This window comes from Streptomyces sp. NPDC008150 (genome assembly GCF_042956945.1).
Taxonomy (GTDB): Bacteria; Actinomycetota; Actinomycetes; order Streptomycetales; family Streptomycetaceae; genus Streptomyces.
In genome coordinates this window covers 21,954-47,447 of the sequence record NZ_JBIBHJ010000023.1, presented here as the reverse complement: position 1 = coordinate 47,447, position 25,494 = coordinate 21,954, and the positions used below count along the sequence as shown (strand labels likewise).

Below are 25,494 nucleotides of genomic sequence, written 5' to 3'. Positions count from 1 at the left end.
GGACAATGGCGGGCATGACTGCAGACCCCATGGACGGCTTCATCGCGTGGCTCGGGCAGCAGCTCGACGAGGACGAGCGGATCGCGAGGGCGGCGACGCAAGGTGAGTGGGTGTGGAGTCGGGAATTTGTGACACCGCCCGGCTACCACCACCGGACCGTCGGCCCGCTGGAGCCGGGTGACGCGGCGTTCATCGCCGCGCATGATCCGGCGCGCGCGCTGCGGGAAATCGACGCCAAGCGGCAGTTGCTCGATGAGCACCACGACACGAACGACGGGGACTGCGCGGCCTGCGTCGATGGCCAGTGGGGGTACCCGACGCACGGCGGCAGTACGCCGCAACGGCTTCCCTGCCGGACACTGCGCCTGCTGGCTCTGCCGTACGCTGGCCGGCCCGGCTACCGCAAGGAGTGGCGGCCGTGAGCCACCGCCGGAAGCGTGTCTCCCTTGTGGTGCAGGTCGAGGTCGACGGCAGCGAGGACCGGGAGGAGTCGCTCCACCGGGTTGTTGCTCTGGTCCGGGGCGCTGTCGCCGATCAGACTGGTGTGGTGGGCTGCGGCATCGAGGGAACCGCTGACTTCATCCCTGGTGGGTTGTGCGGCGCGAAGCTGACACACGCGCACGGTACCGCTGTATGCGGTCTGCCGTCGGGGCATGACCCTGCTGAGCAGCATGCCGCCTTGTGCGATCTCTGCCAGGAGAACGATCCCGAGTACGGGGATCCGAGCGACCGGCTGCACTGGGACCGCGACGGGGAGAGCTGGCGGCCGTGAAGCGTCTCCCCCGGCTACAGGGTCGGGCTGCTGGCGGTGCAGTGCAGCCGTCCCATCTGGGGCCTGATGAGCGGCTCGTGGCTGTCTGCACGTGCGGGCACATCGCCATGGCGCACGCGTCCCCTGGGCCGTGCATGGGGCTCGACTCGTACGATCTGCCGTGCGAGTGCCCAGGGTTCGACGTGGACGGTGGGTAGGGCGGGCGGGGGCTCGCAGGGGCTGTCAGCGTCGGCGGACGCCCTTACGCACGGGGAGTGTTCTGTAGCCCGTCTTGGGCCCGTAGGTGCGCTTCCTGGAGCGGGCCCACCGATGGGCGAAGGGCTTCTTGGCCGCGAACATCCAGCGCCACTGCTTCTGGCTCCGGACCTTTCCCCGTTTGCTCGGCATGTGATCACCTCCCCTCCCCCTCAGGATGCCCGTCCGGCCTGAGCCGACGCATGGGTGGCTGGCGTGAGCTACGCCTGTTCGGTCGGAAGGTGTCGTGTTTCCGCAGGTCGTACCCGAACCAGCCGGTAACTTACGGCTCAGTTGCGCACCCAGCCCCCCGGGCGCCGGCCGCATCAACAAGCCCAGCGGCGGAACGCCCACGCCACGTCAACCGGTACAGCCGGGCCCCCTCACGAACCGGATGCGGCTCCGACGCCACCCACCCCGCCTCCGCGAACCGCGCCAGCAACGGGTACACGACACCAACCTCGTACCCGGACGCAGCACAGATCGTGACGCCCCACGGATCCGGGTGCGCGGCGATAGCGAGCAGGACCGTACGGGCCCGCCGCGAGATCGGCATGACGTGCTCCCTACCTGCGCTTCACGCGCGCGAGTTGCCCCCGGACCGGTCCCCAGCTGGTGCGGCGTGGTTGGGGAGGTTGAGTTCGTTGCGGAGGCGTTGGAGGCGTTCCCAGGGATGGCAGCCGTGGTGACCTGCGCTGAGTGCCTGCTGTATTGCTGGTTCGTCGGATTGGTAGGCGGCTGCGAGGAGGATCAGCCACTTCGTGTCGGTCCAGATGGTGGTGCCGTGGCAGCAGGGGAGGTCGGCGGGTTGGTCGCGTGATGGGGGGCAGCCGAGTTCGACGAGGGGGTAGCTGTAGCGGCCGATGGCGAGGTCGCAGGTGGTGTGGCCTTCGATGCCGTTGTGTATGGCGTCTTCGGCTTGTTCGGGGCGGTGGTATTCGGGGGTGTCGGGGGTTTCGGTGGCGACGGCGGGGTCGTGGGAGAGGCAGAGGATGCGGTAGGTGCTGCTCATGGGCGGGGCGGCTTCCTGGGCGGTGGGAGGGGGTGGGTTTGATGCTGGCAGGGGGTGCGGGGTCTGTCTGGGCTGCTATCCCCTGTCCCCTGGTACGGCGTTGGGCCCGGTCTCCGTGTGGGGAGGCCGGGCCCAACGCGTTGTGCGGGGGTCAGTGGTTGTGGGTGCTGCGTGCCCAGACGGCTCGGGTCTCGGTTCGGGCAGTCCGGTTGTCCTGGTAGAGGGTTGCGCCGTCGTAGTGGTGGTGGACGGGCTGTATGGCGTGGAGTGCGTCGCGGCTGTGGCGGGCCAGTCGGGCCAGAGCGAGGGCGAGGACGGCGGGGGCGCCGCAGATCATGGCGACGACGGTGGGGTCGGCGTGGCCGGAGGCCCAGAGGATGGCGCTGGTGGCGCCGCCTGCGGCGATGGTGAGGACGCTGCCGGAGAGCATGAGGGCGCTGGCGTCGGTGGCTTTCTGGCTCATCGGGGGCCGGCCGGGCTGGGTGACGGGCGGGGTGGGGCCGACGGTGGGGGTCGGGTTGGGGTCGCGGTAGGAGGTCGGTGCGTAGATCTCTTCGACGGCGTTGATGATGGCGGCGGCGTGTTCGGTGGGCTGCCCGGCCTGGGGGGCGTGGGGCTGCCGCGCGGGGGTTCCGGGCAGGTGGTTCATGGTCGTCGGTCTCCTGGGGTTAGTTGGCGAGTTGGTAGGTGCCGCGGTTGACGGGGGTGACGTGGCCAGCCTGGTTGAGTTCGGCCATGGCGTTGTTGACGCTGCCGGGGGCGACGTCGGGCATGCGGTGGCGGATGTCCTTGAGTGCCTGGGGGCCGTCGGCGAGGAGGTCGAGGATGCGGTCCTTGATGCTGCCGGGGGTGGGCTCGTCGTCTTCGTCGTCGAGGCCGGCCGTTTCGTAGTCGGGTTCGTCGTCGGTGTCTCCGGCGAGGAGGGCTTCGGCGTGCGGGAGCCAGCGGGCGTAGGCGTCCTGGAAGACCTGGTCCTCTTCGGGGGTGAGGACGGTCATGGGCTTGGCTTCCATGAGGGCGATGAGGTGGGGGTAGGTCTTGTTCTCCTTGCGGGCGCGGAAGACGCGGGAGAGGAAGAGGGCGCCGCCCTGGATGATGTTGGCCATGCCGGCGGTGATGGGCCCGTTCTGTGCTTCCTGGCCGCTGAAGGCGGCGTCGATGTCGCTGCCGGTTTTGAAGTAGCGCTGGATGGGGTCGAGGGTGACGCCGGGCGGGAGGACACCGTCGGTGGCCATGTGCTGGGTGGTGCTGCTGTTGGTTCGGCCGAGCCAGACGGTGCCGTTCTTGGCGTTGGCGCGGATCTTGTCCTTGTCGCCGAGTTCGGCGAGGTGAATGTTCTGGGCGGCGAAGCGGATGCCCTTGCCGAGCTTCCGGCCGGTGGCCTGACCGTCGGAGACGAGGCCGGAGACCCAGGCGCGGAAGGGGCGGGGGACGTCGGCGTCGGAGGACAGGATGCGGTTGAGTTCGTCGAAGGTGCCGTTGACGAGGGCCCACGGTTGTCCGATTTCGAAGGATCCCCATCCGTTGGCGGCGGAGATCTTCTCGCGGTAGGCGCCGAGTTCGTTGAACGCGGCGAGGGTGGCGCCGGTGGCGGCGATGCCCTTGCCGAAGTGGTAGACCCTGCCGTCGGCTTCGGGGAGGGACATGCCGTTCTGGGCGTCCGCGACGATGGAGACGACTCCGGAGAGGCGTTCCGCGACGAGGACGGTGAGGAGGGCGACGGACTTCCCGGCGCCGGGTGCTCCGACGAACAGGTCGGTGACGGCGCCCATTTCGGGGTCGTAGAGGGGCATGCGCGCGGGCCGGCCGTCGTGGCGGACACCGATCTGGACGGTGCCGTCCGGACGCATGGTGAGGTCGTCGACGGTGGCTTCGCGGACGTCCTGGAGAGGGTGGTTCTTGTAGATGGAGACGATGCCGTCGCCGAGGCCGTCGGTTTCGACCATGACGAGGCTGTGGTCCTTGTAGCCGAGTGAGCGGGCGATCTGCTTTTGGTTGAGGCGGATCATCTGGGCGTCGGGGGCTGTGACGCGGAGGGCGATGCGGTTGCGTTCGGTGCGGTGGGCGGTGAGGTGCATGCCGTCGGCGCCGCCGCCGGGGCGGGCGAGCTTCTCGGTGAACAGGCGGTGGATGGGGTCCTGCTGGGTGGCCGCCTCGGTGTCGAGGGTGGGGCGGGCCTGGAGGAGTTTGCGGCCGGGGCCGGAGCCGTCGATGAGGTGGAGGGTGACGGTGCCGACGGGCAGGTCGAAGATCCCGGCGAGGGTGGTGGGGTTGAGGTCGGGGACGGTCTCGCCTGCTTCGGCGACGACGATGCCCCAGAAGTCGGGGGCGTTGTCCTGGTACTGGTGGACGGTGGTGAGCTGGGTGGTGCCGGTGGGGCGGGCGGTGGCCCACTGGTGGGTGCGGTGTTCGGCGTACGTGGTGGGCACGCTGGCGGCGGGTGCGGTGGTGGGGGCTTCCTGGAGGGCGGGGATGGCCTGGTCGCCGTCGCTGGTGGGGTGGAGGGTGTGGAGGTTCGCGGCGTGGGTGAGGGGGGTGATCGCGGCCATGGTGATGGCCCATCCGGCGGGGAGGAGGTACTCCCACCAGGTGGTGCCGGGGTGGAACGTGTTGGTGAGGTAGACGCCGGTGCCGGTGAGGGCGGGCAGGGCCTTCTGTGCGGACTTGATGAGCCCGAGGGTGTCGCTGGCCTTGGTGTAGAGGCGGTAGAGGGTGCCGGCGGCGATGACGCCGGCGGTGAGGGTGAGGGGTGCGGGCTGGCCGGCCAGGTGGGGGGTGATGGTCATGCCGAGGGCGGTGGCCCCGTACACGGTCTGTTCGAGGCGGGCCCGTCGTCGGATGCTCGCGGCGGGCAGGTAGCGGGGGCCGTCGGGGGCGGCGACGGTGGTGGGCTGGGTGACGGCCATCGGGTTCCCTTTCGTGTCGGGTCAGTGCCGGGTCGCGGGTGCGACCGAGGCAGGTGGGGTCAGCGGACTTGGTTGAAGCCGGGCCTGGGCTGGGCGTACGGGGAGGCTTGGCGGACTTCGTAGATGCCGGCGTACTCGGCCTGGTGGGCGTCGCGGACCGCGCTGGCGTTGGCTTCCATGCCGTCGGCGGCGTCGGCGAGTTCACCGGAGGCGGCGGCGACGCGTTCGAACGCCGCGGCGACCTCGAGGGTCTGGGCCTGGAAGTGCTCGTCGACGCGGGCCTGGCGGAGGTGGTCGGCGAGGCGGCGGCCGCGTTCGGCGTCGTGGTGCATGCGCGCCTTGAGGAGGTGGAGCTGTTCCTTGAGGAGGGCGGCGGCCACGGCGAGGGCGGTGATCCGGGCGGTGAGGGTGACGAAGTTGATGATCCCGGCGATGACACCGCCCCAACTGGGCTTCTCCGGCTTCGGGTTGCTGCCGGTGGCCGGGGTGGGGGTGGTGGAGGCTTCGGCGCCGGTCTGGACAGTGGTGGGCTCGATCGCGTTGTCGGCCATGGAGGTCAGCCTTCGTTGTGGATGGGGGCGGACGGGGTGCTGAGGCCTGCGTCGGCGGTCGCGGTGTTGTACGGCCGGTAGGCGTCGTTGAGGTCGTTGTCGGCGCTCTCGGCCTGTTCCGCGGCTTGGAGGGAGGCGGTCTCCATCTCGTCGGCCATGCGGGCGACGAGGTCCATGGACTCGGACATGCGTGCCATCGCCGCGGAGAAGAGGGGGCCGATGAGGTTGTGGTTGATGGCGAGGTCTTCGGCGAAGTCGGCGAGGACGTCGCGGAGTTTGCGGGCCCGGCCGGCGAGTTTGTGGGACTGGGCGTTCGTGGCGAACGCGTCGGCGGTGAAGTCCCCGTACTCGTCGAGGGCGTCGTCGAGGGTGATCTCGGTGGCGTGCTGGGCGTCCATGTGGCGGCCCGTGTGCTGCTGGGCGACGTGCGCGGCCATGGTGCGGGCCTCCTGGATGCGGGTGGTGCCGGGGCGGGCGGTGTGCGGGACGGGTGCGGGGCCGAGGGCGGGGCGCCTGGTGGGGATAGCGGCCGAGGAATGGCCGGGGGTGGGCTGGTCATCGCGGGTGATGGTGACGGTGTAGCCGCCGCTGGTGGCCTGGCCGGCGTTCTGGAAGGGGCTGCGCCGCTGCCGGGACCCTGCTCCCGTACCAGGGCCTGGGCCGGGGCCGGGGTTGGGGGTGTTGCCTGCGGCCGGGCCGGTGGTGCCGCTCGTTCCGGAGCTCCCTGCGGTGTTGTTGCCGCCCGGGGTGGTGCTGGCGGGGTTCGGGCCGGTGGTGCCGGCGTTCCGGCGGGCGTAGGCGCGGGCTTTGGACCACCGGCTGTGCTTGCCGGTCTTGCCGCCGTTGGTCTTGGTGCCGTTGGTCTTGGTGCTGCCCGTGGGCGGGGTCTTCGGAGTGGCGCCTGTGCTGGTCTTGGCTGCGCCCGGGGTGCCGTTGGGGCCGGACGGCTTCGCTGTACCGGTGTTCTTGCCGGCCGCGGGACCGGAGGCGGGCTTGGTGTTCTGGCCGCTGGGTGCGGGCTTCTGCTTGGGCTTCCGCGCCGCCTTGGACAGGACGGGCGGCTGGAGGTTCTTGCGGCGCTTCTTCAGCCGGCGGCGGGCCTCCTTCACCGTGGCCTGGGACAGGGTGTGACCGTTCCGGGCCTTCTTCTGCTGCTCCTTCTCCAGGCGGGCGGTCTTCCGGGCCTTCTGCTTGGTGTTGAAGCGGTCGGCGCGGACCTTCTCCTTGCGGGCGGCCTTCGCCTTGATGCGGGCGTCGCGGGCCTTGTCCTTGACGGTGCGGGGGACGCTCGGGGCCTTGCCGGGCTTGGGCGCGGGGTGGGGGTTCTTCCGGTTGCGGATGCGGTCGAGGGCGGTGCGGGCGGTGCTCGGCTGCTTGCCGCCCTTTCCGCCCTTGCCTGCCGGGGTGTTGGGGCTGCCCTTGGAGTGCCGGCGGGAGGCGTCCTGAGACTTCGGCTGCTGCTTCTTCGCGGAGGTGGTCTTCGGGCCGGTGTTCTTCCGCCCGCTGCTGGTGGTCCTGGACGTGTGGGAGGCGCCCGGCTTACCGGAGGAGCGCGAGGCCGGCTTGCTGGGGGCGGGCTTCTTGGCGGCCGGGGTGCCGGTGCTCTTCGATCCGGGGCCCGAGCCGGTGGAGGGCTTGCGGTTCTTGCTGACGGTCTTGCTGCCCCACTCGGTGCTGGAGGGGACCCGCCGGTTTTTGCCCGGTGGGGTGCTGCCGGCGGCGAGGGCGGCCTGCTGCTTGAGGCGGGCCTTGCGGAGTGGTGCGTTCTCGGCGTCCTGGGCGAGGCGGCGCTGGCGGCGGTCCTGGAGGGTGCGGGCGGTGCCGTTGAGGGCTGCGACGGCGACGGCGAGGACGGCGGCCAGGGACAGGGCTCCGAGGCGCCGTCCGGCCATCTGCCCGTGGTCGGGGGCGGGTTCGTTGCGGAACGCGGCGGGGACGTGGCCGGGCTGGAGGCTGCCGGGGGTGGTGGTGAGGGGTTGGGTGATGCCGAGGTCGGGGAGCGCTGCGATCGTGTCGAGGGGGCTGCGGCGAACCCTCTGGGCGGGCAGCGTGAGTGTCGCCGGGTCGGACGCCGGCGCCGTGGCTGGGGCCGGGGCCGGGGCCGGGGTGGTGTTGGGGGCTTGGGTGGCGGCCGGACGGAAGCCGATGCGGGGGAAGTTGAAGACCCGGGCCCCGGGGCCGTCGCCGCTGTTGCTGGTGGTGTTGTCGCTCATTTCGCCCCCTCCCGGGGTTGACAGTGGGTAGTCGGATCGGTGATCCTCGCGCGTGCGCGTTGCGCACGCGCGTTGGGCCTCTCATCACCCCGGATTCGGCGGGTGATGATGACAACGCCGGTCACTGTGCGTGGCGTTGGTAGAAGTCGTTGAGGTGGGATGCCAGCGCGTTCGCAACGGTCGGGTCGCCGTTGGTGAGGGCGTCCTTGGCGAGCTTGCGGCACACGTTCTGCCAGAAGGTGATCAGGTGCAGGGGGCCTCGTTCCGCGGCCTTGGCCTGCTCGGTGTTGTAGTGCTCGGCCTGGTTCGCGGCGCGGACCTGGGCGGCACGGGTCTGGGCCGCGTTCACATGGCCTCCTGGTCAAAGAGGTCGGTGATGCTGGGGAAGGACTGCCCGCCGGCCTGGGGGGCGGGGAAGTTCATCGGGTGGACGTACTGCGGCTGCGGTGCGGTCGTGACCTGCGGGTTTCCGACGGGGGTGGTGCCGTGGAGGCCGTGCACGGACTTCGTGAGGGAGTTCGTGACCAGGGTTTCCGTGGTGGCGGCGATCCCGAGACGGTTCTTGCGGGCGGCCTTCGCCTCGAGCTGGCGGGCACGGCGTTCGGGGAGCTCGACGATGTCGTGGACGTAGGCGGCGTTGAGGGCCTCGGCCTGGGCGGCGGCCTTCTCCACGGAAGCGGCGATCCTGCCGAGCTTGCGGGCGATCCTGCGGGCGCGGCGGCCGGCGGCGCCGGGGCGGTCGCCGTCGACGGTGAGCTGGGCGAGACGGGCCTGCACGATCTGTTCCATCTGCCGGAGTTCCCGACCGTCGTTCATGAACAGGTCGCGCTGTTCGGCGGTGAAGGCTCGCATCCCGTCCTTGGTGAACAGGGCGTTGATGTCCATGGGGCTGGTCCTTGTCTCGGGTCCGGTCAGGCGTTGTTGCCGGTGACCTTGGTGTGGATTTCCTTGTAGAGGGCGCGGATGTCGTCGGTCTTCAGCCCGTAGCCGGCGTCGCGCCAGGCCCTCTCGAACGCGTTCTGGGAGGGGGCGGAGCCGGTGCCGCGGAGGTCGAAGTAGAGGTCGAAGGCGAGCCTGCGGCGGTCGGTGTCGCCCCCGTCGCGCCTGTTGTTCGCCTGCGCCTCGCCGGGGGTCGCCTCGAGCGCGCCCGGGACGGGCCCTGTGGTGCGCCCTGCTGCGCCCTCGCTGGTCAGAGCGCTTATGTCGTCGGGGGCGGTCGCCGGTGCGCCCTGGGGGCCGGTGGTGGGGCGCAGGGACCGCAGGGTGTAGTTCTCGGTGCGGGCCGGGAGGTTCTTGAAGGCGCCCATGCGGTCGATGCGGGTGGTGATCTGCATCTCGGTGCCGAGTTCGTCGAGGGAGTCGTCGAGGCCGTGGAACGCTGCGTCGCCGGCGCGCATGAGGGCCCGCTTGTAGGAGCGGGTGCTGAGGTACCAGGGCTTGCCGAGGGTGGCGAGGGAGACGACCTTGTCCTGGGCGTTGCGGCGGCTGATGGCCTGGACGTCGGCGCCGCGGGAGCCGATGCCGAGCTGGCTCTCCAGGCGCTTGAGGCGGTCGCGCCACCAGCGGGCGAGGATCCCGTCGGACCGGATCTCGATCTTGCCGAGTTTCGCTTCGAGGCCGAGGAGCTTGTGGAGGCCGTAGGCGAGCATGACGGGGCCGACGATCCGGACGAGGGCGGTGCCGATGTCCTCGTGTTCCTGGCGGACGACCTCGATGGCGCCGATTGCCTGGGCGAAGACGAGGAGGTAGGCGGTGCGGGTGGCGCCCTTGTCGTTGAACGCCCAGGCGTAGAGGGACAGGCCGAGGACGATCGCTTCGAGGACGAGGCCGACGGTCATGTTCAACGGCGCTTCCATGTGGAGGCGCTTCTCGGCGAAGCGGGCCGAGGTGTTGGTGGAGAGGGCGAGGCCGGCGACGGCGACGAGGCCCATGCCGAGGAAGCCGGTGAGGGTGCGGCGCTTCTGCTTGTCGGCGGGCTGGCGTTCGGGGCGGGTGCTGCGGGTCTTGGCGATGAGGTAGCCGGTGGCGAGGGCGAGCACGGCGAGGAGGGCGGCCCATGCCTGTACGGGCACCTGTGCGACCGCGTTCTGCGTGTGGGTGAGCATGGGCGGGTCCTTCCTGATGTGAGGCGGGCGGCGAGGGCGGGTCAGGCGGCGGGCGTGTGGTCGGCCTGGGTGGGCGGGGTCTTGGCGAGGCGGGCGAGGACATCGCGGGCACGGGTCGGGTCGCCGGTGGTGGCGACCTGCTCGAAGTCCTCGAACTCGCGGTCGGTCCAGGCGGCGGGGTCGCCGTGGAGGGTGAGGAACTCGCGGCCGGTCATCAGGTGGTCTTCCTTCCGCGGGTGCCGCCGCGCCAGGGGGAGACCTTGGCGGCGGCCTGGTTGGCGGCGGTGTTGAGGCGCTGGTACTCGGGGGTCTCGTCGTGGATGCCGGCGGCGTGCTCCTGGCGGGAGTGGTTGTGGAGGGCCGTGTCGGCGGCGCGGAGGGCGGCGATGTCGGCCTTCTCCTGGTCGGTGAGCTTGAACGGGTTCCGCACGAGGTTTCCTTTCTGGTCGGTGGGCGGGCGGTTGGGTGCTGGTCGTTCTCCAGGGCCCGCGTCCGGGGACGTGGGCCGAGGGCTACGGCCAGAGCCGGGCTGGGCTACTTGGGGCGGTTGGCGGACTGCTTGTTCGCCTTGCTGACCTTGTCGCTGAGCTCCTTCCTGTCGGTTTCGGTCACCGTGCTGCACCCCCTTCCAGCGGTCGGGGTGTGCTCGAAGATCAGGCCGGCGGCCTCGTTGGGCTGGTCGCGGGGGGCGTACTCCGCGGTCTCGTAGGCGTGGGCCTCACCGCAGTGCTGGACGGTCTTACGGACGTCGTCGGGCAGGGCTCCGAGGGACGGGTTGGCGGGGCTGGTCACGTGCTGCACAAGATGCGCGAGGGCGGTGAGCAGGTCGGGGCCGTTGGGGTTCCCGAGGAGGGACAGCAGGGTCTGGGTGGCGTCGAGGCTCAACTGGCCGGCCGCGACCGCGTGCTGGGCAGAACGGATCCCGTCGACGATCTGCGTTACGCCCGGAATCCAGTCGTAGCCGGACAGGTCGTCGAGGGTGTCCTGGAGCGGGGTCGCGCTGTTCACAGTTCGCCGTCCCATTCGCCGGTGACGATCTGCTCGTAGGCCGCGGCTGCGGCTTCGGGGTCGGCGGAGGCGAGGACGTCGTCGAGGTAGGACCACGGGTCGACGTCGTGGAAGAGGTCGGTGACGTCGGCGTAGAGGTCGGGCTCGTTCTGGGCGACGGCGGCGTCGGAGTAGAGCCCGGAGGGGATCGCCTCGAGGGCGGGCTGCTGGATCATGCCGCCGCCTCCCCCGCGGTGAGGTGGCGGACGGCGGGGCGGCCGGCGGTACGCCAGTCCTCCTTGCAGCTCCGGCACATGAGTGCCGTGTCCCCGTCCTGGTCGATGGCGACGGACAGGAGCGAGTGCTGGGAGAAGGCCCGGTGGCACTGCATGCAAGCCGGTCCGTGTTCGCGGACCAGGGCCCGGCGGAGGTCCTTCCGGGCGGCGATGACGAACCAGGCGGGGCCGTCGAGGCTGGCGAAGCGGACCTGGTCGGCGCCGGTCCCCCACTGCTGCGGGGTCGCTGCCGCAACGCCCTGGAACACCCACACTCCGTCCGGGCGTTGGGCTGCGTTCGCGACGGTCGCGGCTCCCTCGAACAGGTCGTCGAGGATGTCCACGAACGTTGCCGAGGTGACCCACTCGATCTGCTCGCCGGAGGGGTGCAGGGTGAACGTGCCGCGGACCTTCGTCAGGTCCGTGAGGCGGTGCCGGGAGGTGACCCGGCCGAGGAGGGTGACGTACTGGGGCTGCTCGGTGAACTTCTTCGACACCACGACCTGGAGCGCTTGCACTTCCTTCTCCGCGGCGGCGACCCAGTCGAGGTCGGGCTGCTCCTTGCACGGGGAGGACGGCAGGCTCAGGGCGGTCCGCGCCTGGTTGAGGCGGGTGAGGGCCTGGTTGTACTCGCGGGTGAGGTTGTCGAGTTCGCGGGCCGTGCGGAGCACTGCGGCTTCCGCGACGGCCACCATCCCGAGGCGCCCCTGGTCGACTCCGGAGAGCCGGCGCTCGCCGGGGTGCGCGGCGAACGGGTTGGCGAGGTAGGTGGGCTGGAATCCGTTCGGCATCAGGCACCTGCCTTCACGACGTACTCGTCGGAGGCGAGGTTCATGATCACGGTGGCGGGCTGGCCGGCGGCGCGGTAGGCGTTCGCGGCCTCCTCCGCCGGGCGGGAGCCCCGGGGGTGGCCGGCGGTGAACGTCGCGAGGACGGTGCCCTGCGGCTGGGGGGTCGTCTGGTGGGCCATCACAGGTTCACCACCCGGATACCGAGGGCGTCGATCCCGGCGGGCTGCACCGTCGTCGTCCGGGTCACGGTGCCGCGGACGGTCATCCGGGCTCCCGTGCGGAGGGCGTGGCCGACCGTGCGGGCGATGTCGGGGTCGAGGGAGACGTGCGCGCTGTCGCCGTGGTCGTCGGTGATGACGACCATGACGCGTCCGGCGAACGGGTCGAGGTGGCGGACCGTGGTGATGGTGCCGGCCGCGGTGACGACGGTGTCGGTGGGCACGTCGGCGAGGGGCACGTCCGTGTGGGAGATACGGGCGGCGGCGTCGCGGTAGGCGACGGGCAACCTGCCCGGCATCGGGATGACCGCGACGGTGGAACCGTCCAGGGATGCTTGGCGTGTGCTACCAGCACTTGCGGTATTAGGCTTCATTCAGGATCACTCCTCCTGGGCTTACAGGTGGGATCCGAGGCCCTGGGCTTGGTGCTGACACACCTTGCTCAGGGCCGTTGTCATTCGGACTACAGGAACGGTAGCACAGCCCACCACTGGTGGAATAGGCTACGATGGAAGGAAGTTCATGAGCCATACCCGTGAGGAGGTCAGATGGCAGGCGCGACCCAAGACCGCGTGACGGACGCCCTCCGCCGCGCGATTGACGCGGGCGAATACCCGCCGGGAGCGCGCTTGCCGTCCAGCGAGGAGCTGGCGAGGGAGTACGACGTCCACCGGAACACCGCCCAGAAGGCGGTGCGCCAACTGGCCGCCGAGGGCTACGTGTCCATCACTCGCCGGCATCCGCCAGTCGTCAGGGAGCGCCCACGGCACTTGACGGTCGTTCGCGACCGCAGCGTCTACCGGGACGACATCGGCTACTTCTTCGACAAGAACGCCCAGGACTGGAGGGCGCTTGCGCCCCCCACCCGCGGTCTCGCCGTGCCCCCTGAGCACGTCGCCGACCTGCTTGAGGTCCCGAGAGACCAGGACGTTTTTGCGCGCGTCCGCAAGATGGGGCCACCTTCAGCGAAGGTGGCCCATCAACTTGCCACCAGCTACATCCCGATGGCCCTCGTCGCTGAGATCCCTTCGTTGGGTGCCGCAGACACCGGCCCCGGTGGGATCTACGACCGCCTGGAGGAGCACTTCCGCGCCCCTCTGGAGTGGCACGAGACCGTGTCGGCCCGGCAGTCGAATGCCGAGGAGCAGTCAGCACTTGGGGTGCCAGCTTCAAGCCCCGTGCTTGTCGTGACTCGGGAGGCCCGGATCCGACGCGGTGACGAGGTAGTGGTCGCGGAGGTTAACGAGACGCGTATGGCCGCAGCCCAGTTCGCGGTCTCGTACGTTGTGCGACGAGATCAATCCGCCGAGTGGCACGGGGAGGAGGGCGCAGCCTAGAACGCCAGTACGGCCGACCAGTCCCGAGGGACCAGCCGGCCGCCCCTATCGGCGATGACCTGCGAAATCGGCGCCGGTAGGGAGAACCTCTCGAAGGAGATTCGCCATGAGCCTATCGCTACTTCCCTTGAGCGGAAGTAGTCACTTGGGAGCGCGCCGATGACTCAGCGCGTACCCGACTACGTCTCGTTCACCACTGCCGCCGCCCTGATCGTTGAGCACGGGATCGCCAGCAGCATGACCTCGCACGGCCTGCGCTACATGGCGCGCGCCCGTACAAGTCTCGAGATGCCCGAAAGGGAACGTTGGCCTTTCGGCGATGCTCCCTACCAGGAGCCGTACCTTTCCGCAGGGCGCACCAGGATGATGCGCACAGAACTCCTGCTGGCGTACCTGCGCAAGCACCCTCCTCGTGGGCGCGGGCCTGCGAGGAAGCCCGGCGCAACCGAAGCGCCAGAGCAATGAGCGGCACGGCGTTACGCCTGGGATCGCAGCCCCGGACCGGAAACGCAGAACGGCCGGATCATCGAGGTCGCAGCACCTCTACCGGCCGTTCCATGCAGGTCACAGCGGGTTCCCGCCCGCTGATGAGCTGAGCTTCACTACCCGTCAAAGGAAGTAGCTCATGTTGAGCGTACCCGCACACCCCGGTAGCAAGACAAGCAGCCCCGGCATGATCCTCCACGCGGAGGTGCCCGCGCGGTGAGCTACGGGCGGATCGAACGTGGGCCGATGGCGGCCGACAATTTCACGCAAATCAGCAACGCCCTCTTCCGTGACCCCCGACTGTCAGCGAAGGCGAAGGGCATCTTCGGGTTCATCTCAACGCACCGCGACGGCTGGGGGCTTACCCCTGAGTCGATCGCCGCAGCCATGAGAGACGGGGTGTCTGCCGTCAAGGCCGGCCTGCGAGAGCTGGAAGCGTTCGGCTATCTGGTGCGGTCCCAGGCCCGGAGGGCCAGCGGAACGATGGGGCCCGTGGTGTACCGAATCACAGATATTCCCAGCTCAGAGCCGGTGGACGGTTTCCACCCACCGGCCATGACCTGCGAAAACGCTTCGCGAGGTGTCCTTGAAGGGTCTTCCCGCAGGTCGGAACCGGTGGATGAAAATCCGCCAGCGGCTAATCCGCCAGCGGCTAATCACCCGCATAAGAAGACCAGTTCCAATGACACCAAGGGTGAGAACACCACCTCCCCCTCCCGTCCCCTGCTGGAGCTGGTGTCGCCGGGGGCTGAGCGCCAGGGAGGAGGGGGAGGGAATGCTCCGCAGCAGGCATCCCCGGAAGGTGCTGCTGCCGCCTTCGTTGACCAGCTTCCGTACCGAGGTCGCGTCCCGGGCCCACGGCAGCGCAACCATCTGGTTTCCAGCGTCGCCAGCGCCCTGGCAGCCGGTTGGACGGAAGTTGCGTTGCGGGCGCAGTTGACGTCGGAGACGGATTCGGCGAAGTCATTGGCCGCCGTGTACCGGCATCGTTTGGATCCGTCCGAGCTTCCGTCGGCCCCGCAGTTGCCCAGCCCGCGGTCTTCCGAGATCAAGCGTGGGCAGTGCCCCGAGTGTCACAGGCCGCTGCGAAACTCCGCCGAGGACATCCTCTGCACCGACTGCCGAGAGGACGCCAGCGCATGAGCCACCGGCCCAACGACGAACCGACAGCCCTGTACCGCCTCTACGACGCAGACGACAACCTTCTGTACCTGGGCATCTCCTTCAACCCTGATGTCCGTTGGGAACAGCACCGGAACGACAAGCACTGGGCCCATCAGGTGGCTCGCCGGACTGTCGAGTGGTACCCAACGCGGGTCAAAGCGCTAGCGGCGGAAGAGGCGGCGACGGCGGCAGAGAAGCCGCGGCATGACAGCTCCTGGCGGAAAACGGGGACTGGCGAGAAGCCTGCTTGGCTTGACCCAGTTGGCCAACAGTCAGTGGTGGACCAGCTCGCGGCGGAGATCGAACAGGGTCAGCACTGGATGGGGCGGGTGCTGATGTCTGGAGCAGTGGCAAAACGCTTCAACGTTTCTCGGGCTACAGCAGCGAACGCCATGGGTCTCCTTCAAGAGCGTGGCCTGCTTGAATACCGGCACTTCGGTAGGTACGGCGTCTCCAGGGGGCCGTCCAAGGAGGAGTTCGACCGACTGCGCACGGAGCAGCAGGAGAGCCGGACCCTCCGAAGGGCGTATCTGGTTTGGACGGTGGCGGAACTCCGGGAAGCGATGAAAGACCTTCCGGACGACGCTCTGATCAGCGCCCGCCTGGCCAACCAGCCTTCAAGCAGGGGAAAGGTGACCGCAGAAGAATAGGGGCAGGTAACCACCCCATTCGTGCGTAAGTTCGCCAGACTCGACCCGGCCCGGCTGCCACCCACCGGCAGCCGGGCTTTCGAACGTCCGTCAGTCGAGCGCGCTGATGCCCTGAGGGGTGGCTTCCATCCGGTCCGGGTTAGCGCCATCCGCCGGCACCACCACTCGGATCAGCCCCAGATCGTGCAGGCGCAGCATCGCCCCGTACAGGCCGAGTTGGAGCTCCGTCCACGCCTCACGGGTGGGATCGTCCTCACCGGCATTGGCGTCGAAGTTCGGCGGGTGGATGGTGTGGAAGAAGTCGGATGGTGCGACTGGCTCCTTGGCCTGGGAGATCAGCTTAAGGAGTTGGCGTTCGTCGGTCGACAGCATGCGAGAAGGGTACGGCCCGCCCTCTTCACCCCCAGACAATCCTCGATAGGTATTGCGTAGCCATACTTACCGGGGTTATCTTCTTGTTGGCGCCGGACTCCACAGCACCTGCGAAGCCCTACGGAGTCCGGCCCACCCAACCTTCTATAGGGCGGTAGTGCGCTCACAGCCTGCACCAACTCCCCACTACCGCCCGGAAGGTAGCCCCGTCATGTCCGAAATCCCGTCCACCAACGACCAGAACCCGCCCAGCCCTCACCACAAGCTCCTCGCCCTCCTCGCCGCCCTCTACCTCACCTTCCACCTCACCCCCGACCAGACCGAAACCCTGACCGTCCTCTACCCCAGCGTCCTCTTCTACTTCACGGGGAGGTGACCTCACCCCGTCCTCCGCCCGCCGGCCCGGCCGCCAACCCCCTTGGCGGGCCGGGCCTTGCCGTACTTCCCTCCCGTTGTCACCCCGGTCTGAAAGACTTCGCCCATGCCAGGCACTCCCAAGGCGCTCCAGACCTGGAACGATCTCAACGACCGTCAGCAGGGAACCCTCGCCGTCATCTACGACCTGGACCAGGCCGCCGACACCGGCAGACGGAAGGCCGCCGCCAGCGGGGTGTACGACAACCGTCCGGCAGACGCGTGGCGGAGCATCGACTTCGCGCACGAGCCCGCACTGCGGGACGTGTTCGGCTGGACGACGTTGCAGGAACGGCTGATGTGGCGAGGCTGGGACAACCAGGGCAACGGCTCCACCATGTCGGCCCTGGAGCGACGCGGCCTGATCACACGGGACAGCCGGCCCACCCAGTTCGGCTTCATGCGGACCGTTCGGCTGACCCGGGAAGGGCGTGCTGCGGCTAAAGCAGGCACCAGCCTGAACCCTGGCGGCCCCCGCAAAGCAGCGCTCGGTCTGCGGTCGTGGGAGGTTCTGGCACTGCTGTGGTCGGCCGACCAGCGGGGGGAGTACCTGAAGTGGGGGTACTCCGTGACGATCGAGCGGTCGCTGATCGACAAGCACGTGCCCCCTCTCGCCCAGGCCCGTGAACACGGCGGTTACGAGATCACCGACAGGGGTCGCGACTTCTACCGTGAGCACTACGCCGCCCAGACAGCCGCGCACCCCGACGTCCAAGCCCCTCACCCCGACGGGACCACCGCGGAGCCGTGGCCGCCCGCAGCGGATCAACTCCTCGCAGAGCACCAGCACCTGTACCGGGCCCTGCTGACCGCCTGGAAGACCGCGGACGGGGCCCGGAAGACCGCTGCGGCGGAAGCGTCCGCCGCCGCACCCAAAGTCCCGGCCGGCCTTCCTGCTCCGGTCGTCGCGCAGTACGAGGCGCGACACAAACTGTGGTGCGAGACAGCGCAGCAGCGGGCTGTGCTCGCCGCTGAGCACACCGACGGCCTCCGTATCCGGGCCGAGCACGCTGCACGCGCCTACGCCGTCACAGCGCTCGCCGCCTTCCGTGCGGCCGTCACCGGCACCAACCCTCTCGAGGACATGGCTTCGCCCGATGTTGAGCCGAACACCTGGGACGAGCCGCCCCTGGCGGCTCCCGTGGAGACCGGTATCAACGCCATCGACGCCGAGTCCGTGAAGCTGCACGCGGCTGCCGTGGGAACCCCCCTCAAGCGTCGCGGGCCTGCCCCAACCCGCCGCGGCCGCCGTGGCAACGTCCGTATCGTGGAGGCACCCCCCAAAGAGCCTGGCATGGTCCTGTACGCGCTCGCCGAACACCTGCGCGGGCATCTCCAGGGCGGAGCACTTGTTCGCCGGGTCCACCACGCAGACTGACGGCTTCGCGACCAGCCCGCCCCGCAGGCGTAGAAAAGGCGCCCCGCAGACGGAGGACGGGCTACAGCAGCCCGTCCTCCGTCGACACCGCGGGCGGGGTCCGCAGCACCCGCATCGCCGCCTCGCGGAACACAGTCCGTGCACGTTCCGACTCCCGCCGCGCATTCGTCCACCGTGCTTCCGCACTCATGTTCTCAATCTCCGTTGAGAGCGCCGCCGGCCTTGGGATGGCGAAGAACACGGCGTCCATGATCTCGCGCAGGCCACCAGCCTTGACCACCATCGGCTGCGGGCCGAGCAGCATCGCCGTTTCCAGTGCTTCCTGCGCCTCACTCCTGGGGCCCTGCAGCTCGGTCCAGTGCTGCACGACGTCACGCAAGGTCATGCCTTCCGGGATGCCGTACTCGTACCGGCGCCGGTAGTCGTCTGCCGCGTCGAAGAAGACGTCCCACTTGGTGAGGACGTCGGCGTATGCCTGTTGCCGCTGCCCGCGGAGCCACTGCCCGTGCTCCACGGTGGCCTGGTCGACGGTCTGGCGCCGGCCGACGACGATGCCGAGGAGGATGCCGGCGATCCCGAACACTCCTGCGGCGACTGCGGCGATGATCGCGGCCCACGCTTCGTTCATGGCGCTGATCCTGCCGGGACTGCCTTGCTGGTGTGGCGGGTTCGACGGGACTGACGGGGCGTAAGAGGCGCGGGAACCGACGCGGGCCCATTTCAACCCCAAATACGTATGGCTTCGCCATACTTAAAAGGGTTAGAATGAGCCCTCTCGGGACGCCACGCACGCAGGGGAACAGCACCCCAGCAGACCCCCCACAACCACGTAATCCTGACCTCCGACCACTGGCAGCCCACCCCACCGCCGCCTGACCACCCGCCAGCCAACTGACTTGGAGTCAACATGACCGACCAGACCAGCCAGCCCCTCACCGAGCAGCAGCTCAAGGAGATCGAAGCGCGCCAGAAGGCCGCCAGCAAGGGGCCGTGGGGTCTGTCCTACAAGTACTGCGACTGCTCCGAGAACTGCGGCCACGGCATGTACGTGTCGCGGATCAACACGGGGGCCGGACCGGCTACGGAACTCGTTGACCTTCCCCGTGGGGATTGGGAGTTGATGGTCCACGCCCGCGAGGACGGGGACGCGCTCCTCGCCGAGGTCCGCCGACTGCGCTTCCGTCTGGCCGAGTTGGGAGAGCAGGGCCCCGACGACCGCGAGACCGTCTCCGAGGCCGCGCAGATGTACCGCAGCCTCCGGACGGCCATCGAGCAGACGATGACCGAGCCCGACCGCTGGGACGGCGACGAGGACGAGTCGGTCCACCTCGCCCGCTACGTCGAATGGCTCGCCGCTGGACAGCCGGGCTACGACGAGCCCGAGCAGCCGGCCGCCGAGGGGGCGCAGTCATGACCGACCCGACCGAGACCGCCCGTGCGCTGCTGTACCGGTACGGCCTGCCCGAGGACGTCATCGACGGCGCGCTCTGCCTGCACGCGCAGGAGCTGGCCGCCGGGCAGGCAGGGCTGCGGTCCGCCGTGCTCCGCGAGGCCGATCAACGTCCCTTGACGCTCGCCACGCCGTGCGTCGTATGCAAGCACCCGTACAACTGGCACACCGCCGAGGGCTGCCAGGTCGAGATCTGCGGGTGCATCGCCTTCGCCGTTCCCGCCAAGCCGACTGCCGCCGTGTCGCAGCCCGTGCCGTCGCTCGTGCACGTCGGCTGGTGGTGCTGGCGCGGCACTGGTGAAGGCCACCTCGCGGCGACTGCCTGCCGCAGCGACAACGTGCCCCTGCACGTCCCCGCTGAGTGGGCGGCCGACATGCGGGCGATGTTGGCGCGGCTGGAGGACGACGACGAACACGCCGCCGGGGCGCAGCCCGTGCCCGCCGACCGGGCCGCACTCCGCGACCGTGTTGAGGTCTGGCCTCTTGCCCGCCTCCTGGCCGAGGTGCGCTGCGGGTCCGAGGATTGGTCGTGGGAGGAGGAGTGGGCCGATCTCGACCGGCGCCACGCGGGGGACGGCTACCTGGAGACCCTGGAACGGCAGATCAGGGCTCGGGGCATCACCACACCGGTGCTGGTCGGGTCGGACGGGCGCCTGTGGGATGGACACCATCGGCTACGCATCGCAGTCCGAGTAGGAATCGGCTACGTGCCGGTAGAACTGCCCGGCACCACCACGACGGACGAGACCGAGGCGTACCGGCTCGCCCTGTCGCAGGCCCTCGGGCTCGGCACCGGGGCGAACTGGGAGGCCATCCGCGACAGGGCCGAAGACTTGGTGGCCGAGGAGTTGGCCCAGGTTCGCGGGCACGCTGCCGTCCCGTCTGACGCGGCGGTGTCCGGTGTGCTGGCCGCCCTGCCCGGTGCGGCCGGGATGGCACAGGCGGCACAGCAGGCCGAGGCGGCCGAGGAGAAGCCGCTGACTCCGGAACAGATCGTGCGCGAGCACGTGACGACGCTGCACCTCCTCGGCGAGCAGCTCGCGGGGGTCGAGTCCTGGATGTGGCAGCACCTCGGCGCCATCCGCGCCGCCTCCTCGTCCGCGCCCACCGAGGAGGCGCAGGCATGAGCATCAGCGGCGGCTTCACCGGAATCAGCCTGGCCGGCCAATGGGAGTGCGGCAGTTGCGGTGCCACCGGCGACGGCTGGTACGACGAAGACGACGGCCTGGTCCTGCACGACGAGCACGGGCGGCCCTTCGAGCCCGACGAGCACGAGTGCGACGCATGACCGCCGCCCTGTTCATTGACACCCTCGACGCGGGGTCCGCGCTGTGCAACGCGTTCGGCTGGTGGCTCGTGCTCGGCCCCGCCGCGCTCGCGATCGTCCTCGAACTCGGCGCCATCGTCGCCGTGTTGCTGCTGCGGCTGGCGTGGCGTGCCGCACGACGGGCGCTCCGTGCCGTCTCCGTGGCCGTCTCCCGGCCCCACAGCCCCACGCGGGACTCCCACGCCACCGACACCACTCCCGAGCCCGCAGACGGGCGTACAACGCCACGCGATTGGAAGGCAGCCGCATGACCACCACCCGCATCCCCGACGACATCGCCGCCGAGATCTACGAAGCCAGCAACAGCCCCACCGACTGGCCCCGTTACGAAGACCGCGACACCGACGTCTGGTGGCTCACCGACTACACCCACGACGGCGACCGCGTGATGCTCCCCGGGCCGGGCGACCTGCCCCTCATGCTCCGCCGCGACGCCGAACGCCTCTACGGCCCACTCACCCCCGCCTGACCCCACCCCACCCACGGAGAACCTGATGCCCGACCACACCCCCGCCGACGAACTCCGTGCCGCAGCCGACCGGTTGCGCAACCTCGCCACCGCAGCCACCCCCGGCCCCTGGACCCAGACCGGCATCGGCGACTACGGATGGACCGTCTCCAGCAGCACCAGCGCCCTCGTAGACACCGTCGACAGCGAAGAGGGGCGTGCTGACGCCGATTACATCGCCACCATGCACCCCGGCGTCGGCCTCGCCCTCGCCGACTGGCTCGACACCGCAGCCGCCAACGCCGCCGTGCTCACATGGCCCAACGAATTCGTCGAGCGCGCCCTCGTCACCGCCCGGCAGTTCCTCCGCAGCCGGCCGGACCCCTCGTGACCGCAGCCGGATGGTCGGTGTGCCGGGACTGTCATCGGCCTCTCACGGACCCCGAGTCCCAGGCCATCGGATACGGGCGTGACTGCGCCCGCAAGCGCGGCATCCGCCGCCCCCGCGCCCGCCGGCGGGCACCGCGGCCTCGACCCGTGACTGTCCCGCACCCGCCCGACACCGTCCCGGGGCAGGACGCCCTGCCCCTGTTCGAGCACCAGCCGACCCTCTGGAGCCTGTGATGCCCGATCCCACCCCGTACCGCGTGCTCGTCACCGGAAGCCGCGACTGGGACGACGTCGTCACCATCGCTGCCGCGATCGAGCAGGCCGTCATCGACGCTGGCGACCGCACCGTCCTCGTCGTCCACGGAGCCTGCCCCAGCGGCGCCGACCGGCACGCCGACCACTACGCCCGCTGGATGCGCAGCAAGGGCTGCGGAGTCGACGTAGAGAGCCACCGCCCGGAGCGGTTCGGGCCGTGGCCTTCCTGCGGGCCGATCCGCAACCGGCACATGGTCGATCTCGGCGCGGACCTCTGCCTCGCTTTCATCGGCCCATGCACGTCGTCCCGCTGCCGGAAGCCGGGCCCGCATCCGTCGCACGGGGCGAGCGGCTGCGCCGACCTCGCCGAGCAGGCCGGCATCCCCGTCCGCCGCTACACCGCCTGAATGAGGCCACAGTGACCGAACAGCCCTGCCCCTTCTGCGAGATCATCGCCGGACGCGCCCCCGCCGAGATCATCGAGGCGTGGCCCGAAGCCATCGCGATCACCCCGCTCAACCCCGTGGTGCGTGGCCACATCCTCGTGATCCCCCGCGAGCACGTCACCGACTTCGTCGACGACCCGGCCGTGTCCGCGCACACCATGTACCGCGCTTCCGAACTCGTCCTCGGCATGGGCTCCTACAACCTGATCACCAGCAAGGGGAGGCCCGCCACGCAGTCCGTGTTTCACCTCCACCTGCACCTGGTGCCCCGCGCCGAGAACGACGGCCTCGCCTTGCCCTGGTACAGCGGGCGCAGCAGGAAGACCACCGGACAGCAGGGTTGACCTCAGGCATGACGAAGGGCGCACCCCGGGGGCCCTGGCAGGCCGGCGGGACACGCCCCACGTCACAGCACGCACAGGGGTTGCCGGCTGCGATTCCCGACCTGACCAGGGCCGGGTGACGGCCTCCCCCTGTGAGTGCATTCCCCCGGACGAAATCCGGGCGACCGACCACAAACCGTATGGATGTGGCCGGTGCACGCACGCTGAGGATGCCCCACCCGCACGAGCGATTTCTACGTTCGATCTTTCAGTAGAAAACAAATCCAGGTAGACACGAGTCACCGACGACGTGTGCACTCTGCACAGAGTCAGAAAGTCACGGGGGACATGCAGCACCAAACCGCCTTGAAAGCCCTGCTCGTCGACCGCCGCGGGCGAATAGACCCGGCAGCGCACGGCCTGCCCCGCCCCACCCGGCAGGGCCGGCGTGCCCCCGGCCTCACCCAGCACAACGTCGACAAGCTCACCTCCCGCGCCCCGGGCACCTACGAGCGCCTCGAGTCGGGCCGCTGGTCGAACCCCCCGGTCGACTACCTCCGCGACATCGCCCGACTTTTCGCCCTGTCCGAGCAGGAGTGGGTGACCCTGTGCCGGTACACGCGTGACGAGGAGCCCCCCGGCCCGCTGTGGGACTCCAGCGGGCGGGCCGTGCCCGGGGCGTGGGAGGACGCCGTCCACGGTGTCCTGCACCCCGCGTACGTCACGGACGCGTCCTGGCAACTCCTCACCCACAACACCGCGTTCGCCGAAATGTTCAAGGACGGCCGCCCGCCGTCGAACACCATGCGGTGGATGCTGTTCGACGGCCGGGACCAGCTCACCGACTGGGAACGCGCCTGGGCCCCGTTCGTGATCCCCCAGTTGCGGATTGCGTGCGGGCGCCGCCCCGGCGACCCGATCCTCACCCAGCTCGAGCAGGAAGTCCGCGCCGACCCCTGCGCCCGCACCCTCTACCGGGAGGGCACCGTCGCCGACATCCACCCCGACGGAGACGAACGCCCCATCCACCACGCCGCGTTGGGGGCCGGGTGGGTCACGATGTGCGTGGCGCAGCCCCTCGCCGCCCCCGGCGCCCGCTTCATGATGCTGATCTTTCGGCCAGGACCGCGGCAGACCGGCCGGCACCGGCCGATGCTCCAGGCGGGATGACATTCCCCCACCAGCACAGGCAATGTGGATCTCCTAGACGCAGGTATGAGCCCGCCCACCAGGGCAACAATCAGCCACCCTTTGCCATACGGTGACCGGCAACGACCGTATGGCCAGGGGGGACCCACATGCCTGCTCACATCGCCCAGCCCGTCACCGTCCTCGCCGCCCACAAGATCACCACGGCGGAGATAGCCGACGACATCCGTACCCACCACCCCGACCACCCGCGCCTCGCCGCGATCCTCCGCGTCATCAACAACTGCGGCGTCGACAGCCGATACTTCACCCAGCCCCTCGACTCACCCACCATCAACGGCACCGCCCCCGTCGAAGACCGGGTCCGCACCGCGTTCGCCCACGCCCTCGACATGGCAGAAACCGCCGCCCGCCAAGCCCTCACCCTCCACGACCTGGCCCCTGCGGACATCACCGGCATCGTCACCACCCACGCCACCGGCTGGGCCGTCCCCAACCTGGACGTCCACCTCACCGGCCGCCTCGGACTCCCCGCCACCGTGCAGCGCACCGCCCTGACCACCGCGGCCTGCGCCGGCGGAGCCCACGCCCTCATCCGCGCCGCCGAGCAGGCCCTCCTACGGCCCGGGTCCCGCATCCTCGTCATCGCCGCCGAAGTCCTCTCCACCAGCTACCAGCACGAGGACACCGGCATCGAGCACATGATCTACAAAGCCCTGTTCGGCGACTCCGCCGCGGCAACGATCGTGTCGTCCGACCCGATCGGCCCCGGCATCACCATCACCGGCCCCGGCAGCCTGTTCGAGTACGTCCTCCCCGACAGCACCGACTACTACTGGGGCCGCATCGACACCGCCGGCCTGCACTTCGACTCCACGAAGCAGGCCGCCCGCGGCGCCCGAACCGCAATGCCCGCCATCGTCGACTGGCTCGACGGGCGTGACGTCACCGTCCCCGTCATCCATCCCGGGTCCCGGCCGATCATCCACGACACCGCGAACGCCCTCGGCCTCACCGAGCAGGACGCCCGGCACTCCCTCGACACCCTCACCGAAGAGGGCAACCTCGGCGGCCCGTCTGTTCTCCGGGTCCTCGAGCGCACCTACGGGACACCGCCCGCCGACGGCGCAGGCGCCCTGATCGTCGCGTACGGACCCGGGTTCACCGCCTCCGCCTTGCACGGGCAGTGGCACGCCTGACCCCACAGGCACGGGCCGCAGCCCCGCCTGCGGCCCACCGCCCGTGCAGGGCAGCAGCCGCCCCGATCCTGCGACACCGTGGAGACCATGCCCACCATCGACAAGGCACTCACATGACCGAGCCGGCTGTCATCCACCGCGTCGAACTCCCCATCGACGACCGCCCCCACGGCATCGACCTCACCGGAGTCATCCTCCACGTCGCCTCCCGCCGCCACGGCTACCTGGACGTCTGGTACCAGGCACGCCCCGCAGACGTCGACCACATGCGGCGCGCATTCCAAGTCGTCGGTACCGGACAACCCATCCCCGCCCACCTCGGAGCCCATATCGCCGGCGGCCACAAGGGCACGGCCATCACCCCGGACGGGCAGCTCGTGTGGCACCTACTCGAAAGCTACTGCTCGCACCAGAACGTCATCGAGGCCGCGGAGTTCGGTGACCAGCCGGGTACCGGGGCAGGGATCTGTCAGGACTGCCCGACGGCTCTCCGTGGTGACGGTGAGGGCGGCTGGCTGCCCGTCTGATGTCAGTGCCAGGTGGCACGCTGGCAGAGCGCGCGCAGGGCCCGTCACCCTTCGGTGGGAGACGGGCCCACCCGACACCCCGGCAACGCCGCCCTCATTGACCGGAAACGTCCCC

General features: G+C 69.8%; 38 protein-coding genes. 20 read left to right on the top strand and 18 right to left on the bottom strand.

The window, feature by feature from the left end:
* Positions 1 to 14 precede the first annotated feature (14 nt).
* Together ACFZA0_RS35960 and ACFZA0_RS35955 are read left to right on the top strand one after the other, a co-directional pair.
* On the top strand, positions 15 to 422 hold the full coding sequence (locus ACFZA0_RS35960; protein WP_391024827.1) for a DUF6221 family protein: 408 nt from the start codon (positions 15 to 17) through the stop codon (positions 420 to 422).
* On the top strand, positions 419 to 772 hold the full coding sequence (locus ACFZA0_RS35955) for a hypothetical protein (protein ID WP_391024825.1): 354 nt from the start codon (positions 419 to 421) through the stop codon (positions 770 to 772). The genes ACFZA0_RS35960 and ACFZA0_RS35955 overlap by 4 nt, the downstream gene beginning before the upstream one ends.
* A gap of 222 nt (positions 773 to 994) precedes the next feature.
* On the opposite strand, the gene ACFZA0_RS35950 is transcribed toward ACFZA0_RS35955, so the two are convergent.
* From ACFZA0_RS35950 to ACFZA0_RS35875, 16 genes are all read right to left on the bottom strand, one after another.
* Positions 995 to 1,159 (bottom strand): hypothetical protein, encoded by a 165-nt coding sequence (locus ACFZA0_RS35950; RefSeq protein WP_391024823.1) that lies wholly within the window; start codon positions 1,157 to 1,159, stop codon positions 995 to 997.
* A 424-nt stretch (positions 1,160 to 1,583) separates the two neighbouring features.
* Positions 1,584 to 2,018, bottom strand: coding sequence for a hypothetical protein (locus ACFZA0_RS35945; RefSeq protein ID WP_391024821.1), 435 nt, complete (start codon positions 2,016 to 2,018; stop codon positions 1,584 to 1,586).
* Between the two features lie 151 nt (positions 2,019 to 2,169).
* Positions 2,170 to 2,667, bottom strand: a complete 498-nt coding sequence (locus tag ACFZA0_RS35940) for a hypothetical protein (RefSeq protein WP_391024819.1) — start codon at positions 2,665 to 2,667, stop codon at positions 2,170 to 2,172.
* A 19-nt stretch (positions 2,668 to 2,686) separates the two neighbouring features.
* Complete coding sequence (locus tag ACFZA0_RS35935; RefSeq protein ID WP_391024817.1) at positions 2,687 to 4,924, bottom strand: hypothetical protein; 2,238 nt, start codon at positions 4,922 to 4,924, stop codon at positions 2,687 to 2,689.
* A 59-nt stretch (positions 4,925 to 4,983) separates the two neighbouring features.
* The gene (locus tag ACFZA0_RS35930) at positions 4,984 to 5,475 is read right to left on the bottom strand and encodes a conjugal transfer protein TraB (protein WP_391024815.1); all 492 of its coding nucleotides are present in this window, start codon (positions 5,473 to 5,475) and stop codon (positions 4,984 to 4,986) included.
* Positions 5,476 to 5,480: 5 nt separating this feature from the next.
* Complete coding sequence (locus ACFZA0_RS35925) at positions 5,481 to 7,688, bottom strand: hypothetical protein (RefSeq protein ID WP_391024814.1); 2,208 nt, start codon at positions 7,686 to 7,688, stop codon at positions 5,481 to 5,483.
* A 121-nt stretch (positions 7,689 to 7,809) separates the two neighbouring features.
* Positions 7,810 to 8,037 carry a hypothetical protein gene (locus ACFZA0_RS35920; protein ID WP_391024812.1) on the bottom strand — a complete coding sequence of 76 codons (228 nt, stop codon included), beginning with the start codon at positions 8,035 to 8,037 and terminating at the stop codon, positions 7,810 to 7,812.
* On the bottom strand, positions 8,034 to 8,573 hold the full coding sequence (locus ACFZA0_RS35915; RefSeq protein WP_391024811.1) for a hypothetical protein: 540 nt from the start codon (positions 8,571 to 8,573) through the stop codon (positions 8,034 to 8,036). The genes ACFZA0_RS35920 and ACFZA0_RS35915 overlap by 4 nt, the downstream gene beginning before the upstream one ends.
* 26 nt (positions 8,574 to 8,599) lie before the next feature.
* The gene (locus tag ACFZA0_RS35910; protein ID WP_391024810.1) at positions 8,600 to 9,793 is read right to left on the bottom strand and encodes a hypothetical protein; all 1,194 of its coding nucleotides are present in this window, start codon (positions 9,791 to 9,793) and stop codon (positions 8,600 to 8,602) included.
* Between the two features lie 41 nt (positions 9,794 to 9,834).
* Entirely contained in the window at positions 9,835 to 10,008 is a 174-nt protein-coding gene (locus tag ACFZA0_RS35905) for a hypothetical protein (RefSeq protein WP_391024808.1), read from the bottom strand.
* Positions 10,008 to 10,223: a hypothetical protein gene (locus ACFZA0_RS35900; RefSeq protein WP_391024806.1), complete on the bottom strand. Its 216-nt coding sequence runs from the start codon at positions 10,221 to 10,223 to the stop codon at positions 10,008 to 10,010. Before ACFZA0_RS35900 ends, ACFZA0_RS35905 begins: the two co-directional genes overlap by 1 nt.
* Before the next feature lie 104 nt (positions 10,224 to 10,327).
* Complete coding sequence (locus tag ACFZA0_RS35895) at positions 10,328 to 10,801, bottom strand: hypothetical protein (protein WP_391024804.1); 474 nt, start codon at positions 10,799 to 10,801, stop codon at positions 10,328 to 10,330.
* Positions 10,798 to 11,016 (bottom strand): hypothetical protein, encoded by a 219-nt coding sequence (locus ACFZA0_RS35890; RefSeq protein WP_391024802.1) that lies wholly within the window; start codon positions 11,014 to 11,016, stop codon positions 10,798 to 10,800. Before ACFZA0_RS35890 ends, ACFZA0_RS35895 begins: the two co-directional genes overlap by 4 nt.
* On the bottom strand, positions 11,013 to 11,846 hold the full coding sequence (locus ACFZA0_RS35885; RefSeq protein ID WP_391024800.1) for a hypothetical protein: 834 nt from the start codon (positions 11,844 to 11,846) through the stop codon (positions 11,013 to 11,015). The genes ACFZA0_RS35890 and ACFZA0_RS35885 overlap by 4 nt, the downstream gene beginning before the upstream one ends.
* Positions 11,846 to 12,025, bottom strand: coding sequence for a hypothetical protein (locus ACFZA0_RS35880; protein ID WP_391024799.1), 180 nt, complete (start codon positions 12,023 to 12,025; stop codon positions 11,846 to 11,848). The genes ACFZA0_RS35885 and ACFZA0_RS35880 overlap by 1 nt, the downstream gene beginning before the upstream one ends.
* Positions 12,025 to 12,363, bottom strand: coding sequence for a hypothetical protein (locus ACFZA0_RS35875; RefSeq protein ID WP_391024797.1), 339 nt, complete (start codon positions 12,361 to 12,363; stop codon positions 12,025 to 12,027). The genes ACFZA0_RS35880 and ACFZA0_RS35875 overlap by 1 nt, the downstream gene beginning before the upstream one ends.
* A 249-nt stretch (positions 12,364 to 12,612) precedes the next feature.
* Between ACFZA0_RS35875 and ACFZA0_RS35870 the strand changes: the two genes are divergently transcribed.
* From ACFZA0_RS35870 to ACFZA0_RS35855, 4 genes are all read left to right on the top strand, one after another.
* Positions 12,613 to 13,401, top strand: coding sequence for a GntR family transcriptional regulator (locus ACFZA0_RS35870; RefSeq protein WP_391024795.1), 789 nt, complete (start codon positions 12,613 to 12,615; stop codon positions 13,399 to 13,401).
* 159 nt (positions 13,402 to 13,560) lie between these two features.
* A complete protein-coding gene (locus ACFZA0_RS35865) occupies positions 13,561 to 13,866 on the top strand; it encodes a hypothetical protein (protein ID WP_391024793.1) in 306 nt (101 codons plus the stop codon).
* 237 nt (positions 13,867 to 14,103) lie between these two features.
* Positions 14,104 to 15,030, top strand: coding sequence for a hypothetical protein (locus ACFZA0_RS35860; RefSeq protein ID WP_391024792.1), 927 nt, complete (start codon positions 14,104 to 14,106; stop codon positions 15,028 to 15,030).
* A complete protein-coding gene (locus tag ACFZA0_RS35855) occupies positions 15,027 to 15,701 on the top strand; it encodes a DUF6225 family protein (RefSeq protein WP_391024791.1) in 675 nt (224 codons plus the stop codon). Before ACFZA0_RS35860 ends, ACFZA0_RS35855 begins: the two co-directional genes overlap by 4 nt.
* Positions 15,702 to 15,791: 90 nt before the next feature.
* Here the strand turns inward: ACFZA0_RS35855 and ACFZA0_RS35850 are convergent, their stop codons facing one another.
* Positions 15,792 to 16,073 carry a hypothetical protein gene (locus tag ACFZA0_RS35850; protein ID WP_391024789.1) on the bottom strand — a complete coding sequence of 94 codons (282 nt, stop codon included), beginning with the start codon at positions 16,071 to 16,073 and terminating at the stop codon, positions 15,792 to 15,794.
* Positions 16,074 to 16,284: 211 nt separating this feature from the next.
* Between ACFZA0_RS35850 and ACFZA0_RS35845 the strand changes: the two genes are divergently transcribed.
* Positions 16,285 to 16,449, top strand: a complete 165-nt coding sequence (locus ACFZA0_RS35845) for a hypothetical protein (protein WP_391024787.1) — start codon at positions 16,285 to 16,287, stop codon at positions 16,447 to 16,449.
* A 105-nt stretch (positions 16,450 to 16,554) separates the two neighbouring features.
* On the top strand, positions 16,555 to 17,865 hold the full coding sequence (locus ACFZA0_RS35840) for a hypothetical protein (protein WP_391024785.1): 1,311 nt from the start codon (positions 16,555 to 16,557) through the stop codon (positions 17,863 to 17,865).
* A 61-nt stretch (positions 17,866 to 17,926) separates the two neighbouring features.
* On the opposite strand, the gene ACFZA0_RS35835 is transcribed toward ACFZA0_RS35840, so the two are convergent.
* Positions 17,927 to 18,493: a hypothetical protein gene (locus tag ACFZA0_RS35835; protein WP_391024783.1), complete on the bottom strand. Its 567-nt coding sequence runs from the start codon at positions 18,491 to 18,493 to the stop codon at positions 17,927 to 17,929.
* 279 nt (positions 18,494 to 18,772) lie between these two features.
* On the opposite strand from ACFZA0_RS35835, the gene ACFZA0_RS35830 reads away from it, so the two are divergent.
* From ACFZA0_RS35830 to ACFZA0_RS35775, 12 genes are all read left to right on the top strand, one after another.
* Positions 18,773 to 19,279 (top strand): hypothetical protein, encoded by a 507-nt coding sequence (locus ACFZA0_RS35830; RefSeq protein ID WP_391024781.1) that lies wholly within the window; start codon positions 18,773 to 18,775, stop codon positions 19,277 to 19,279.
* Positions 19,276 to 20,442, top strand: coding sequence for a ParB N-terminal domain-containing protein (locus ACFZA0_RS35825; protein ID WP_391024780.1), 1,167 nt, complete (start codon positions 19,276 to 19,278; stop codon positions 20,440 to 20,442). Before ACFZA0_RS35830 ends, ACFZA0_RS35825 begins: the two co-directional genes overlap by 4 nt.
* Positions 20,439 to 20,603 carry a hypothetical protein gene (locus ACFZA0_RS35820; protein ID WP_391024778.1) on the top strand — a complete coding sequence of 55 codons (165 nt, stop codon included), beginning with the start codon at positions 20,439 to 20,441 and terminating at the stop codon, positions 20,601 to 20,603. The genes ACFZA0_RS35825 and ACFZA0_RS35820 overlap by 4 nt, the downstream gene beginning before the upstream one ends.
* A complete protein-coding gene (locus ACFZA0_RS35815; RefSeq protein ID WP_391024776.1) occupies positions 20,600 to 20,893 on the top strand; it encodes a hypothetical protein in 294 nt (97 codons plus the stop codon). Before ACFZA0_RS35820 ends, ACFZA0_RS35815 begins: the two co-directional genes overlap by 4 nt.
* Entirely contained in the window at positions 20,890 to 21,111 is a 222-nt protein-coding gene (locus ACFZA0_RS35810; protein ID WP_391024774.1) for a hypothetical protein, read from the top strand. The genes ACFZA0_RS35815 and ACFZA0_RS35810 overlap by 4 nt, the downstream gene beginning before the upstream one ends.
* Before the next feature lie 25 nt (positions 21,112 to 21,136).
* The gene (locus tag ACFZA0_RS35805) at positions 21,137 to 21,481 is read left to right on the top strand and encodes a hypothetical protein (protein WP_391024772.1); all 345 of its coding nucleotides are present in this window, start codon (positions 21,137 to 21,139) and stop codon (positions 21,479 to 21,481) included.
* The gene (locus ACFZA0_RS35800; RefSeq protein WP_391024770.1) at positions 21,406 to 21,714 is read left to right on the top strand and encodes a DUF6011 domain-containing protein; all 309 of its coding nucleotides are present in this window, start codon (positions 21,406 to 21,408) and stop codon (positions 21,712 to 21,714) included. The genes ACFZA0_RS35805 and ACFZA0_RS35800 overlap by 76 nt, the downstream gene beginning before the upstream one ends.
* Entirely contained in the window at positions 21,714 to 22,142 is a 429-nt protein-coding gene (locus tag ACFZA0_RS35795; RefSeq protein WP_391024768.1) for an SLOG family protein, read from the top strand. The genes ACFZA0_RS35800 and ACFZA0_RS35795 overlap by 1 nt, the downstream gene beginning before the upstream one ends.
* Positions 22,143 to 22,153: 11 nt before the next feature.
* Entirely contained in the window at positions 22,154 to 22,525 is a 372-nt protein-coding gene (locus tag ACFZA0_RS35790; protein WP_391024766.1) for an HIT domain-containing protein, read from the top strand.
* 327 nt (positions 22,526 to 22,852) lie between these two features.
* Positions 22,853 to 23,674 (top strand): helix-turn-helix domain-containing protein, encoded by an 822-nt coding sequence (locus ACFZA0_RS35785; RefSeq protein ID WP_391024765.1) that lies wholly within the window; start codon positions 22,853 to 22,855, stop codon positions 23,672 to 23,674.
* A gap of 128 nt (positions 23,675 to 23,802) precedes the next feature.
* Positions 23,803 to 24,852 carry a PhlD gene (locus tag ACFZA0_RS35780; protein ID WP_391024763.1) on the top strand — a complete coding sequence of 350 codons (1,050 nt, stop codon included), beginning with the start codon at positions 23,803 to 23,805 and terminating at the stop codon, positions 24,850 to 24,852.
* A gap of 113 nt (positions 24,853 to 24,965) precedes the next feature.
* On the top strand, positions 24,966 to 25,379 hold the full coding sequence (locus tag ACFZA0_RS35775; protein WP_391024761.1) for a hypothetical protein: 414 nt from the start codon (positions 24,966 to 24,968) through the stop codon (positions 25,377 to 25,379).
* The last annotated feature ends 115 nt before the right edge of the window (positions 25,380 to 25,494 follow it).